This is a genomic window from Mycolicibacterium sichuanense, assembly GCF_033741125.1.
In the GTDB taxonomy this organism is placed as follows: domain Bacteria; phylum Actinomycetota; class Actinomycetes; order Mycobacteriales; family Mycobacteriaceae; genus Mycobacterium.
Genome location: NZ_JAWQPU010000001.1, coordinates 243,687 through 257,215 on the forward strand (window position 1 = coordinate 243,687; position 13,529 = coordinate 257,215).

The 13,529-nt window shown below is 62.6% G+C and carries 11 protein-coding genes; 4 read left to right on the plus strand and 7 right to left on the minus strand.

Annotation, left to right across the window (positions count from 1 at the left end):
• Nucleotides 1-5 precede the first annotated feature (5 nt).
• Together rplK and rplA are read left to right on the plus strand one after the other, a co-directional pair.
• Entirely contained in the window at nt 6-437 is a 432-nt protein-coding gene (gene rplK / locus SBI80_RS01185; protein WP_318972521.1) for a 50S ribosomal protein L11, read from the plus strand.
• A gap of 86 nt (nt 438-523) precedes the next feature.
• A complete protein-coding gene (gene rplA / locus SBI80_RS01190; protein ID WP_318972523.1) occupies nt 524-1,231 on the plus strand; it encodes a 50S ribosomal protein L1 in 708 nt (235 codons plus the stop codon).
• A gap of 121 nt (nt 1,232-1,352) precedes the next feature.
• On the opposite strand, the gene SBI80_RS01195 is transcribed toward rplA, so the two are convergent.
• On the minus strand, nt 1,353-3,086 hold the full coding sequence (locus SBI80_RS01195; RefSeq protein ID WP_318972525.1) for a sensor domain-containing diguanylate cyclase: 1,734 nt from the start codon (nt 3,084-3,086) through the stop codon (nt 1,353-1,355).
• Nucleotides 3,087-3,274: 188 nt separating this feature from the next.
• Complete coding sequence (locus SBI80_RS01200) at nt 3,275-4,222, minus strand: endonuclease/exonuclease/phosphatase family protein (protein WP_318972527.1); 948 nt, start codon at nt 4,220-4,222, stop codon at nt 3,275-3,277.
• 159 nt (nt 4,223-4,381) lie between these two features.
• Between SBI80_RS01200 and SBI80_RS01205 the strand changes: the two genes are divergently transcribed.
• Nucleotides 4,382-4,990, plus strand: a complete 609-nt coding sequence (locus tag SBI80_RS01205) for a M15 family metallopeptidase (protein WP_413232648.1) — start codon at nt 4,382-4,384, stop codon at nt 4,988-4,990.
• Nucleotides 4,991-5,368: 378 nt separating this feature from the next.
• Here the strand turns inward: SBI80_RS01205 and SBI80_RS01210 are convergent, their stop codons facing one another.
• Both SBI80_RS01210 and SBI80_RS01215 read right to left on the minus strand, forming a co-directional pair.
• On the minus strand, nt 5,369-5,599 hold the full coding sequence (locus SBI80_RS01210; RefSeq protein ID WP_318972529.1) for a hypothetical protein: 231 nt from the start codon (nt 5,597-5,599) through the stop codon (nt 5,369-5,371).
• A 728-nt stretch (nt 5,600-6,327) separates the two neighbouring features.
• Complete coding sequence (locus SBI80_RS01215; protein ID WP_318972531.1) at nt 6,328-6,846, minus strand: arsenate reductase/protein-tyrosine-phosphatase family protein; 519 nt, start codon at nt 6,844-6,846, stop codon at nt 6,328-6,330.
• Between the two features lie 203 nt (nt 6,847-7,049).
• On the opposite strand from SBI80_RS01215, the gene rfbA reads away from it, so the two are divergent.
• A complete protein-coding gene (gene rfbA / locus SBI80_RS01220; RefSeq protein WP_318972532.1) occupies nt 7,050-7,919 on the plus strand; it encodes a glucose-1-phosphate thymidylyltransferase RfbA in 870 nt (289 codons plus the stop codon).
• 216 nt (nt 7,920-8,135) lie between these two features.
• On the opposite strand, the gene SBI80_RS01225 is transcribed toward rfbA, so the two are convergent.
• The 3 genes from SBI80_RS01225 to SBI80_RS01235 all read right to left on the minus strand — a co-directional run bounded on the left by SBI80_RS01225 (nt 8,136) and on the right by SBI80_RS01235 (nt 13,296).
• Nucleotides 8,136-8,606 carry a PASTA domain-containing protein gene (locus tag SBI80_RS01225; RefSeq protein WP_318972534.1) on the minus strand — a complete coding sequence of 157 codons (471 nt, stop codon included), beginning with the start codon at nt 8,604-8,606 and terminating at the stop codon, nt 8,136-8,138.
• Nucleotides 8,607-8,767: 161 nt separating this feature from the next.
• On the minus strand, nt 8,768-10,945 hold the full coding sequence (locus tag SBI80_RS01230; protein WP_318972535.1) for an acyltransferase family protein: 2,178 nt from the start codon (nt 10,943-10,945) through the stop codon (nt 8,768-8,770).
• Nucleotides 10,946-11,121: 176 nt separating this feature from the next.
• Nucleotides 11,122-13,296 carry an acyltransferase family protein gene (locus SBI80_RS01235; RefSeq protein ID WP_318972536.1) on the minus strand — a complete coding sequence of 725 codons (2,175 nt, stop codon included), beginning with the start codon at nt 13,294-13,296 and terminating at the stop codon, nt 11,122-11,124.
• Nucleotides 13,297-13,529 lie beyond the last annotated feature (233 nt).

A 13,529-nucleotide genomic window follows, 5' to 3' on the forward strand; every position in this document is an offset into this window, starting at 1 on the left:
GAGTCATGGCCCCCAAGAAGAAGAAGATCACCGGGCTGATCAAGCTGCAGGTCCAGGCGGGTGCCGCCAACCCGGCGCCGCCCATCGGCCCAGCGCTCGGCCAGCACGGCGTCAACATCATGGAGTTCTGCAAGGCGTACAACGAGGCGACGGAAAGCCAGCGCGGCAACGTCATCCCGGTGGAGATCACGGTCTACGAGGACCGTAGCTTCACGTTCGTCCTGAAGACCCCGCCCGCCGCCAAGCTGCTGCTGAAGGCCGCCGGCGTGCAGAAGGGCTCCGGTGAACCGCACAAGACCAAGGTCGCCAAGGTGACCTGGGATCAGGTGCGCGAGATCGCCGAGCAGAAGAAGGAAGACCTCAACGCCAACGACATCGACGCCGCGGCGAAGATCATCGCCGGCACCGCCCGCTCGATGGGCATCACGGTCTCCTAGTTTCACCCGCAGTACCGCTACACCCGTGGGAGGGCCCGCTTCGGCCCGCACGACACCACGACCCAACGAATGATGATTGGAATCCCATGAGCAAGAACAGCAAGGCCTACCGCGAAGCGGCCGAGAAGATCGACCGCGACAACTTGTACACGCCGCTGGAGGCCGCGAAGCTGGCCAAGGAGACGTCGAGCAAGAAGCAGGACGCCACCGTCGAGGTCGCGATCCGCCTCGGCGTCGACCCCCGCAAGGCCGACCAGATGGTCCGCGGCACCGTCAACCTGCCGCACGGCACGGGCAAGACGGCGCGCGTCATCGTGTTCGCGGTCGGTGACAAGGCCGAAGACGCCATCGCCGCTGGTGCCGACGCCGTCGGCAGCGACGACCTGATCGAGCGGATCCAGGGCGGCTGGCTCGACTTCGACGCCGCGATCGCCACGCCGGATCAGATGGCCAAGGTCGGCAAGATCGCCCGCGTCCTCGGACCCCGTGGCCTGATGCCGAACCCCAAGACCGGCACCGTCACCCCCGACGTGACCAAGGCCGTGCAGGACATCAAGGGCGGCAAGATCAACTTCCGCGTCGACAAGCAGGCCAACCTGCACTTCGTGATCGGCAAGGCGTCGTTCGACGAGAAGTCGCTGGCCGAGAACTACGGCGCCGCGATCGACGAGATCATGCGGGCCAAGCCGTCGTCCTCGAAGGGCCGCTACCTGAAGAAGGTCGTCGTCTCGACCACGACGGGCCCCGGCATCCAGGTCGACCCGCAGATCACCCGCAACTTCGCGGAGGCGTAGGCCGCCAGGCCGGAGCCGACCATCGGGTCGGAGGCGTAGGCCGCCAGGCATCGCATCGAATGCCGGTCTGGTGCACGTGAATTGCGTGCACCGGGCCGGCATTCGTCGTCTCGGGTGCCGCTCAGGTCGCGGACGCACCCACCACCTGGTCGCGCCCGCCGTCCTTCGCGGCGTAGAGCGCCACATCCGCACGGGCCATGCACGCGGGCAGGTCGTCGCCGTCGAGCCACTCGCTGTAGCCGATCGAGCAGGTCTGGCCCGCCGGCATCGCGCGCCGAAGACGGTCGAGGACGTCGAGAGCCTGCGGCTCATCGATGTCGGGAAGCGCGACGACGAATTCCTCACCGCCCCAACGGGCCACCACGTCCGAGCGCCGGACGTTGGATTGCAGGGCCTGCGCGATCCGCTGCAGGAGGTCGTCTCCGGCGGGATGGCCGTACCGGTCGTTGTAGGCCTTGAATCGGTCGACGTCGACGATCGCCACGACGAGGGTGTTGCTGCATCCCGCCAATCCGCTCACCCGCGAGGTCCAGGCGCGGCGGTTCATGATGCCGGTGAGGGAGTCGGTGTTGGCGAAGGACTCGAGCTCCTCGCGCGCCGTGAGATCGGCGGTGATGTCGCGTACCTCGGCCTGCAGCGCGGGTTGGCCCGCGTAGTGGATCCGGCTGATGGTGAATTCGACCTCGACCTCGCGGTGGTCGTCGCGCAGCAGACGCGCGCGGCCTGTCTTGGTCGGTGGCTCGCCGCGGAAGACGGACTCGATCATCTCGGCGATGCCGTCGCGCTGCTCGACGGCTATCAGCTCGAGCGCGTGGCGTCCGGTCAACTCGTCGAGGTGCGTCGTGCCGCAGAGCGTGACCGCGGCGGGATTGGCGTAGGCCAGGGCCCCGGTGCGATCGATGACGCTGATGGCCACCGGTGACTGCTCCACGAGGGTGCGGAGTCTGCCCTCGGCCTCCTCGTGCGCGGCCCGCGCGGCTTCGAGTTCGGTGACGTCCGCGGAGACTCCGGCGACGCCGATGATGTTGCCCGCGTCGTCGTAGACCGGGAACTTGGTCGACTGGTAGGTGCGAGGCGAACCGTCCTCGTCGAGGACGAGCTCGGTGAAGACCTGTCGCTGACCCGTGGCCATGATGCGCGTGTCGTTGCGGCGGTAGTCGTCGGCGATGGTCGGATCGAACAGGTCGTGGTCGGTGCGGCCGAGCATGTTCTCGGTGGTGTGGGTGACCTTCTGCAGGGCGGGGTTCACCATGACGAACCTGCCGTCGACGTCCTTGGCGTAGATGAGCATGTCGGTGTGTCTGAGGACGCCATCGAGCATGCGCTTCGTCTCGCGCATCTTCTGCACGACGCTGGCCAGAACGCCTGCCTGGCGGCGGATCTCGAGCTGCGCCATCACCTGGGCGGCGAGGACGCGCAGCTGCCGGCGTTGCGCCTCGCCGAGGTCTCGCGGTTCGTAGTCGGCGACGCACAGCGTGCCAAGGACGTGACCGGACGACGTGATGAGCGGGGCGCCGGCATAGAAGCGGAAACCGGGATCGCCCGTCACGCTCCGGTAGTGCGACACCCTTGGGTCGAGCCGGGTGTCGGGGATGACGAGCACGTCACTGCTCTGCAGGGCTTGCGCGCAGAACGATTCGTCGCGGGGGGTCTCGCAGCTGGCCAGTCCGTGCCGGGACTTGAACCACTGGCGGTCCGCGTCGACTAGGGAGACCAAGGCGACGGGAGTGCCGCAGAACTGCGCGGCCAGCGCCGTCAGATCGTCGAAGTCGGACTCCGCGGGCGTATCCAGCACAGCAAACGATTCGAGTGCCTGGAGCCGCTCGCGCTCGGCTCGGTCTGCACGTACCGTCACGCAGTCGCCCATGATCCTCCCCACGGAGATCGTAGCTGATGGGAGGCCATTCTGATCTTAATTGACGCCGCTGAAGACGCTATGTCGCGGCGTCGCCGGGCGCGGGTATCCGACGAACTTGCCGTTCTGGTCGGCAAATCGCTTTGTACCTGCTCGGCGCTGGGTGGATTCACCAACGCAATTTGCTGCTAGGCCGTCGGCAGCATGACCACGGTCAGCAGGGCCCGGTGATCGGTATCGGGGATCTCGACGGTCCGCGTCGATTGCGCGGTCGCGTTCCTGGTCAGCACGTGGTCGATGCCAAGCACGGGTGGGAACCGGCGATTGGCGGGGTAGGTGAAGTCGCGGCCGCTGCCGGCCTGTTCGGCGGCGTCGCGGTAACCGTTGGTCAGGAGCTGTCGGAAGGGCTTCATGTCGATGGTCGAGTTGAAGTCACCGCCGACGACGACGGCCCCGTCGCCGGCCTCGGTCGCCACGTCGGCCAATGTGTCGGGGAGCTTGGCGAGGTCGGCCCGCCAGTCGTCGATGGGCTGGGGCCAGGGAGCGCCGAGGTGCACCGAGAGCAGGGTGGTGGCGGGTGCCCCAGGTGCGACGGTGACGCGCGCACGGACCATGGCCAGGGCGAAGCCGGGAATGCGACGTGACTCGGTGAGGGGATAGCGGCTGTAGAGACCGACCCCTTCGGCGCCGGGCCGCGCGTCGAGGATGTGGTGGGGGAACGCCGCGTCCAGGCCGGCGGTGGCCAGTCTGCGGACGGCCGCGGGGTTGAGCTCCTGCACCAACACCACGTCGGCGTTGGCGTCGGCCACCGCCGTGAGAGCCGCGGCGTCGGCGCGCCCGTACTGCATGTTGCTGGTCAAGATTCGTAGGGGGATCGCCCCCGGTTTCGGCTGCTCGGCGACGAACCAGGGCAGTTGGACCAGCACCAGGACGACGGTGAGGCAGGCCGCCAGCCCGGCCAGCCACCAGTGGCGGCCAAGCAGCAGGACCAGGAGGGCGATCGGCGCGGCCAGCATGACGGCCGGGAAGGCGATGACCAGGTAGAGCGTCAGATGATTGGGGATGGGGGTATAGCGGACGAGCAGGCCAGCGCCCGCAGCTGCGAGCAGGAAGACGCCGATGACGATGGTGATCAATCGGCGCGCGCTCCTCAGGGGTTCTCCACTTCCTCGGCCACGATCCTTTGTACCCGACCACCGAGCGACGCGCGCCGGCTGCTTCGCGTGCCTGGGCCCGCGGTGTTGCACACTTCTCGGGTGAGCGGATGCATCAGGTGGTCGGTCGCACTCGTCGGGGTGGCGTGCCTGACGCTGAACGCCGCCGGCCGGGCAGCTGCCGAGCCGCCGCCGGTCTCCGCGCAGGCCCTAGCCGCGGGTCTGGTCGACGTGCGGACCGCGGTACCGGACGCCGTGATCGATCTGCGCTATGCGACGCCCAACAACTTCGTCGGCGAGCAGCTCTATCCGTCGAACGCCCGCTGCCTGATCCACGAGTCGCTGGTGCCAGGGTTGACCGTCGCGGCCAATCAGTTACGCGCACGAGGTCATACGCTGGTCCTCTGGGACTGCTACCGGCCGCACGAAGTGCAGGTGCGGATGTTCCAGGAGGTGCCGAACCCCAATTGGGTTGCGCGGCCCAGTGATCACGCCCGCAGCCATGAGTCCGGTCGCTCGATCGACGTCACCATCGCGGGGCTGGACATGGGTACCGACTTCGACGACTTCACCCCGCGCAGCCTGGCGTACGCGACCGAGGGCGTGAGCGCCGCCCAGCAGGCCAACCGTGCACTGCTGCGGACGGCGATGCAGGCCGGTGGTCTGGCGGTGTACCCGGGGGAGTGGTGGCACTTCGACGGGCCGGGCGCCAAGGAACCGCGGCCGATCTTGGACGTGCCGGTCGTCTGAGGGGGTGCAAACAACTACAACCTCGAACACAGCAAACTCGAATGCACAGAACGTCGTTAGCATTCCCTGCCCGTTGTCTCGATGATGCACACGTGGTGGATTTTGGCGAAGGGATAGTCACAGACGGGCATGCGCCGTCGATTGCGTACTGCTCGGACCCGTGCCAGAGTGGCGCCACTTGGTCGGAGTCGCCGATACCGCAACAAGTGCCTTGGGCTTACTTCCCCAATGCTAGCGGCAGCGATTCTTGCCGAATCCGTCTATCTCGACATCAACGACGGGGGTCTGTAGTCGAAACCGGGAAGGGTGCGGATCCCATAGATCAATTGCCTATGGCGGCAGTGTGGGCACCGAGCCGAGAGCATCAATTTGACGCGTTCACTTGGCGCCGCAAGGCTGAAACGGAATCTTGACGTCGGCGGGCCCGATGCCGCTAGTGTCCGGAAATCCGGGCTGACCCGCAATCGGCAATGAGTTGGCGGATGAGTACCCCAACTCGCTCTCCTGGCAAAGATCGCCGAGGCCATTGAAGAACCGGGCGCCGGCGCGGGCGCCAAATGCGGCGGCCAAGCCGAGCAGCGCCGACGTTGCTAAACGCGCCTTGTTCACGTCCGCGGCTCCTCTGCGCCATTAACTGTCACGCCAAAATATACGCATAGTTGATGGTTTGGCAAATTTTTGATCGCAAACGACGTGCGCTGAGCCAAGCCGCGATGCGGAGCGGCCCCACGGTGATGTGAGGGTACTCGTCACCATATGGTTGCGGAGGATATGGACCTGCCCGTCATTCGTCCCACCGCTTCCGGACAATTGCCCGCTCACGACGGCCGGTTAAGCGTGGGACGCCCAGATCGTAAAGGGTTCTCAGCATTGCTCGACCCTCTGAGCATGAGCTGTCGAGCCGACGTTGGCTTACCGCCGTCGGCATCCAGGGAGCGGTGCCAGCTTGTGCGGTCTAGGCGGGGCTGCTCGCGCGAACTATGCCGAGCGCGTCACCGATCTCGGTCCATCCGATTCCTGCGTTGTGGGCGGCGATTGCCGCGGCTCGGACGGCATGGGACGCGGCCTGAAGGTTCTTGCACTCTCGTCTCCACTTGGCCTGGCGCCGAGCGTTCTCGAGAACTGCCCGGGCCTCGGCCAGCCGCCGCAGTTCAGGACATTCCGATGACGTGTTGGTCTGTGGTGCGTCGTCGGACACGCTGTGAGCAAGTGAGTCCTTCATGAGTTTGCCGACCCCCCAAATCGGTGAACCAATGATGACAGGGCGATTGCCCCATGGCAACGGTTGATTTCGACGGAGCAATCCGCGACCGTTGGGTCCCGACCGGCCAACCGAATCAACCGCGGTGGCCGAGCTGGATCACTGCCCGAACTGACTCTGCAATCTGTGATCCGATTGTCATGAAGTAGTCGGAATCATGGCCAATCGGGTCGGGAATGTCGCAGGATTCGTTGTAGTGAAGTTTGGCTCGAAGATTCGACAAGTCTGCGATTTCTCGGGCCTGATGGTCACGAATGAGCCGGGCTGCTTCGTCCAACGTGAAGGTTCGATGAAGCGCCCTCGGAGCTAGCCCGAGCACCACGTCGCGGTGGGCCTTGGTCATGGTGATGATGAGGTCTGTTTCAGACGCAAGCTTGTGCGTTACTTGACGCGCCGCGAAGTTGCGCGGGTCGCCGCCGAGCTTCTGGATGACTGCTGCTGCTTCGTCATGAATTCGATATCCCGACAATGCATTCGTTCCAGCACTAGACGCTTGGAAGTCCGAGCGAGAATCTTGTTTCGCGTAGGCGACGCTCAGCCGTTCAGCTGTCGGTGAGCGGCAGATGTTCCCGGTGCAGACGAACAGAACGTGCAACCTAGCCTCCCGTTGGGTCGTCTGTGTGCGATCGCGTCTGGCAGCGCTCCGCTGCCCGACGGGTACAACCTATTCCAGTTTCGGCGGGCCGAGGTTGGGAGGCATCTCAGGGTGGATTCAACGATCTGCCCCATCCGATGTCATTCTCACGAACAAAGCGCATGACGTCTGTCCATTCATTCGATTTGTGTCACGATGACTGCATGAGGGGAATCATCTTGGCGGGAGGTTCCGGGACACGATTGCATCCGATCACGCTTGGTATCTCGAAACAACTCATACCGGTGTACGACAAGCCCATGGTGTATTACCCGCTATCGACGTTGATGCTTGCGGGAATACGGGACATTCTGGTGATAACCACACCGCACGACGCAGACGGTTTCGAGAGGTTGCTGGGAGACGGTTCATGGCTGGGGGTCTCGATCACGTTTGCCCGTCAGCCATCGCCCGATGGGCTCGCTCAGGCCTTCACGATCGGCGCCGACTTCATTGCTGACGACAAGGTCGCCCTAGTGCTTGGTGACAATTTGCTCTATGGCCCGGGTTTGGGGACACAACTCAAGCGTTTCAACACGGTCGACGGAGGCGCGATCTTTGCGTACTGGGTAGCGGAGCCATCGGCATATGGCGTCGTCGAGTTTGACTCCAAAGGCTTGGCGGTATCTCTGGAAGAGAAGCCCGAGAAGCCCAAGAGCCACTACGCAATTCCGGGTCTCTATTTCTATGACAACGACGTTGTGGAAATTGCGCGCGGACTAACTCCCAGCGGCCGCGGTGAGTATGAGATCACCGATATAAATCGCGCATATCTCGAGCAAGGTCGGCTAAGGGTGGACGTGTTACCCCGCGGAACGGCATGGCTGGACACCGGCACGTTCGATCAAATGACCGACGCCGCGGATTACGTGCGCACGATGGAACGACGTACTGGACTCAAGATCGGCGTACCAGAAGAAATTGCGTGGCGACAGGGCTATCTCAGCGATGACGAGCTTCAGCGACGCGGCGAACGACTCGTGAAGTCAGGCTATGGAGACTACTTGTTGGACTTACTTCGGCAGCGACGATAGCGCAGGTTTACCGCGGCGCCCAGCAGTCATTACGGCCAGGTATGTACCCGTCAGGCTTCCGTGAGCATCAGAAACCGGGACTAACGCGAGCAAACTGCAGTAGCGCGGAAGTTTCCAACCTCAATCGTAGGGCCGAATATCAGTACCGTTTTCCGACTCAGGTAGCAGCTAGTGGCCCGTTGCAGGACTCTTCTGTACCTCTGGCTTGGTGTCGTGTCAGGTAGAGCAGCCCAATATCTGCGACCAGTCCCACTGCGGGTGCAGCCGCTTGTTCTCGGTACACCAGGTCTGGCCGTCGGTAGTATTGGCGCGCCACTCCTCCGCGGCTTGCTCCTTCTTGGCTTTCTGCCCCTCGGGACTGGCAGCAGAATTACCTGCTTGCGTCGCCGAAGCGATGGAGGCGTTGCAATTAAGGAACAGCAGCACTTTCGAGGGAACCGACTGTTGACCGAACGTCGACGCAGGACGCAGTCCTTGGCCCGCCACGACGCAGTCACCCTGCTGCAATTCGGTGCCGACGCTGGTCGACACCTCCGCAGTCAGCCCCGCCTGCGAGACTGCAGCCTTCGCCTTGTCATAGGTCATCCCGACGACGTTGGGAGCGGCGCTTGCTACGGCGACGCTGCCACCAATCATCGTCACCGCCAGCGCGAGAACCGCTAATGCATGACGAACGGTATTTTTCATCTGCCCCCCAACAGTATTCAGCTAGAAAGACTGTAGAGCATCTCGAGCAAATTGTGAAACATCGAATTCGAGTGCGTTGTACTGATTCGCTCAAAGCGCGCTAGTCGGTGCGGCTTCAGCCAAACCCGGGATGCGTTAAGCGGGCGACGTCAGCCGCAACGTCATAAGACCCCGGCGGTTTGCAGGGACTCGTCGATGACTGGCGTTATTCTCTGCCCGTACGTAGGGGTCATGTGCACTTCGTCGGTCTTGGTCAGGGTGTTGCGCACGAAACTGGGACAAAGACCTTCGACAGTGCAGAACCAAGGCTGCGAGTCGATCCACGTTCCGCCGATCGAGGCTGCGAGTTGCTGCTCGGCTTGGGCCATCGACTTCCATTGGCTCGTGACCTTGCTTATGCAGTCGGCCGGAGTGCGGGACCGCACCCCGTAGCAGTCGCTGATTTTCTTGTCCATTGGCGGGGGCGACATGAAGACGACCTTGGAACTGCTAGCGCTGAACTTCTCAACGAAGTTCCGCATCGCATCGCGCCACTGGCCACCGCTGAGGACGGAGTCCGATCCCACCTCGTGCTTCGACGTGTACGAGTTGGAGATGATGACGATATCCGGCTTGAGCTGGTTGATCAGATCGATAGCGCGCTGCTTGTCGCTCGCGCACGTGTCGATCCACGATTCGCCGCCGCCGACGACCGGACCGTCTACGAAAGTGCAACCCGGTGTCGATTCCATGTGAACCTGTAGCCGCCCATTGGAACTCATTGCGATGTCGCGCAGCGGAGCTGCGTATCCAGCGGCAAGGGAGTCACCGATGATGACTAGACGCTTGGAAGCTGTTGACGTTCCCCATGTGCATCTGTCCTCCGGAGGACCAGGATCGTATTGGCATCCCGCAACCTCAGGTGGAGCCTTCGGACCTGAACCCAGCACCTGGTCCGCGGGCGGATCGAACTGCGGGAATTCCGTGGCTTGGAGCGCGGCGACAATCTCTCTGTTAAGGTCCGCCGCCTGGGGAGGCAGAACGGGTTTGGCGGCAGCCGTCGGCTGGGCGCTGGTCGCGCTGACCGCTAGATCTGGTGGGATCGACGACATCTTCGTTGGCTGCATGACGTAAGCGCAAAGAGAAACGACCAACAGCGTCCCCGCCGCGAGCAAGGCGTGCTGGCTCGCCTTCGCCGGCCAGTACGCCCCGACGAAGATTTGGTGCCTGACTTCCCGAAGTTTGCCGATCGTGACGCGGCGCAGCGGGTTCTCGACGAGGTGATATGAGGCAATGGCACACGCGAACGAGGCTGTCACAACCGTGACGTAGTAGTACGACCCAACCTCCATCATCGCTCCCAGGATCACAATGACGGGCCAGTGCACCAGATACAGCGAGTAGGAGATGTCGCCGACGTAGGTACTAATCGGATTGCGGAGGAATTGCTGGTATGCGGGTTCCCCACCTACACCAGCCGCGACGATCGCCGCCGCACCGGCAACTGGAAGAAGAGCCCACGGTGCCGGAAAGCCGTCGGAAGTGTCGCTTAGCAACAGCATGCTTGCAGCTATGAGAACGACGCCGAGCCATGAGAGCCAAGGCTTGACGTTCATCGGGAGACGAGCGAGCCTTCCGGCCCCAATTGCGGCGATAGCACCCACACCGAGCTCCCACACCCTTGCGAATGTGTCGAAGTAGGCCAGTGTGGGAGTCGATCCGGTTTCGATGACGGCCCAACCGAAGGACACGAGGACGATTGCACTCATTACTGCACCGGCGAGTTGCATCCGGCGATCATGTCTCCAGCCTTTGCGGATGATGACCACGCTGATTGCGAAGATCACTGCTGGCCACACGAAGTAGAACTGCTCCTCGATGGACAGCGACCAGTAGTGCCGGATGGGCGAGACCGATTCCGCAGCGGTGGCGAAGTAATCAGTTCCTTGTGCGGCAAAATGCCAGTTTGCTGCAAAGACGAACGCAAACAATGCGTCGATGCCGACTTGGTGCGAGCGGAAGGGTAGGAAGACGAGTACTGCGGCGGCATAAGTGAGGGTCAACACCACCGTGGCGGCGGGAACGATCCGGCGGACTCGATTCCAGTAGAACTTCCTGAATGAGACGGTGCCCGTCGCCTCCGCCGTGCGCAAGAGGTTGCCCGTTATCAGAAAGCCCGAGATTACGAAGAAGACGTCAACACCGACGAAACCGCCTCGCGGCCAGCCAAAAAGATGATTGACAAAGACGGCCAGGACCGCCAGCATTCGCAAGCCCTGAAGATCGAGACGCTGGCCTGTTGCCTTGCTACGCCCGCCGTGTCGACGCGAATTACTCTGATGACCGCCGAGAAATCTCATGCTTTCAAGCCCCCTAACTCCATGACGGCGGCTCCCCTGCTCAGTTCCGGGGAGTATATCGGCGATAACGTCAAACCCGCAGCAAGTCGTGCTGAATGAATTTGCTCTGGCTTGGGACTGCTTGGATGCGCAATCCAGGCTGTTCGTCGACGACGCCACTCCGGCAGTCTGCGCGCCTACAACAGTCCAGCAGCAAGCAGCGTTTCATTGATGGCCGGTTCGATCTTCTTTCCATACGGCTGCGACATGTGGACGGCATCCCTTTTTGTCAAGATGTTCTCGACGAAACTGGGGCACAAGGTGGCGGCGCAGAACCAGGGCCGGGAATCGATCCACACTCCACCGACAATTTGGGCCAACCCTTGTTCGGCGTTCTTCATTCGTCGCCAGTCGCCGCTCACTCTGCTGATGCAGTCTGCGGGTGTGCTGGCGCGCTTTCCGTAGCAGTCGCCGATGACCTTGTCTGCAGGCGGGGGTGCGAGGAAGACGATCTTCTTGACGCTCCCGCGGAACGATTCGATGAACTTGCTTAGGGCGACCCCCCATTCGCGAGCCGACATGACGTGGTTGGCTCCATTGACTTTCTTGTCGGTGTACGTGTGGGAGATGAAGACGATGTCGGGTTTGGTGTCGTTGATGTAATCGACGGCACGGCGTTTCCTATCGGGACATGCGTCGGCAAGGGCTTGATCGTCGTTCGCGATGGGGTCGTCGATGAAATAACACGCAAACTGAGCTTCGTTGTGAACTTGGAGTTTTCCTCCAGAGTTCACGGCGATGTCCATGAGCGGTCCCAGGTAGGCCATCGCAACGGAATCGCCCAGCAGAACGGCCTTTGTGGGTGCCGAGGGATCACCCCAGGTGCAATCCGGGACGGGGGGAGGTATTGGTCCACCGCAGGGCAGCACCTCCGGCACTGCTGCTGGCGCCTGGGTTATCTCCTCGATCGACGGCTCGAATTGAGGCCAGTTCGTCGCCTTCAGCGCCGCTACGATCTGGTCGTGCAGGGCTGATCCGAGCGGCAGCGCATTTCCCGCAGGGGTGGGGTCGTCGTCACCTGTCGACGAAGCCGCCACGGCGATGTCGGGAGGAGCGGTCGGCGCCTTGAGGGGTTGAAGGGCAAATGCGCTCATCGCGATGACCAAGAGCGTGCACGCGCCGAGCGCCGCGTATTGGCTTGACTTCGTTGGCCAGTATCGGCGTCGGCGCAGTTGCGTGGCCAAGACTTGCAGGCTACGGGCATCCGCGCGGCGTAGCGGGTTTTCGACGCCGTGGTACGACGCGATTGCCAAGGCGAACGACAGAGTTGTCGCCGAGATGTAGTAGTAGGGCCCGACGTCCATGAGGGCGCCAACCAAGACGATCACCGGCCAGTGGACTAAGTAAAGCGAGTAGGAGATGTCGCCGATGTAGGTGCTGATTGGGTTGCGTAGAAGCGCCTGGTAAGGCGGTTCACCGCCAACGCCTGCGGTGATGACCATCGCAGCCCCGCAAACTGGCAGCACCGCCCATGGGGCTGGGAATGCCGTCGAACCGTCTCTGATCAGGAAGAGGCTCGCTCCGATCAGTAGAAGGCCCCCCCATGACAGGAGCGGCCGCAAAGCTCGAGGGATTCTGGCAAGTGGCCCTATCGCGGTTGCCAGGAGCGCACCAACGCCAAGCTCCCAGACTCGGGCGAACGTGTTGAAGTAGGCGGCGACCGGTGCCGTCGCGGTCTCGTACAGAGCCCATGAGAGGGAGGTGACGACTATCAGGGCCATCACGGCCCCCGCCGTTGCGTTACGTCGCGAGTGTGACCATCTGCGGCTAACGATCAGTACGCTTATCGCAAAGATCAACGCCGGCCACAAGAAGTAGAACTGCTCTTCGATCGACAACGACCAATAATGTTGAATCGGCGATACTGCAGTGCCCGCATGGAAGTAGTCGGTGCCCTGGGCCAAGAAGTGCCAGTTCGCCCAGAAGACGAAAGCCCATAAGGCGTCCGTCCCCACCTGGTGCGCGCGGAACGGTTGAAATACGAGCGCGGAGGCCACACATGTCAGGATCAACACCAGCGTCGCTGCGGGCACTATTCGTCGTATACGATTCCAGTAAAAGCCGCGGAATGAAACGGTCCCCGTGATCTCGGCGTTTCGCAACAAGTTCCCAGTGATCAGGAATCCGGAGATTACGAAGAATACATCGACGCCGACGAATCCCCCCTGCGGCCAACCCCACAAATGGTTGGCAAATACGGTGAGGATCGCAACCATTCGTAAGCCTTGGACGTCAAGGCGCTGGTGCTTGGCTTCGGCGTCCGCACGTCGCCGGCGCATGGCGAGGTCGTATCTCTGCCAAACTGTGGCCATGTCAAGTCCCCCCGCCGTGCCCGCAAGTTCACCGAGTCGCCATTCTCTTCGACAGTTAGCGTTGCACAGTTACCGGCCCAAGTTTCGGTAGTTGTGCACCTTTCCTGCCGTTTCGGCTGCGGTGAGTTTAAGGCATGGCGATTCAAGGGCGCAGTTCCATGAATAGCAGCTAGCTGTTGCGGGTCATGAGGTTGTAGACGCCGACACGGGTTGGGGTGTCTGGGGGACGGGTT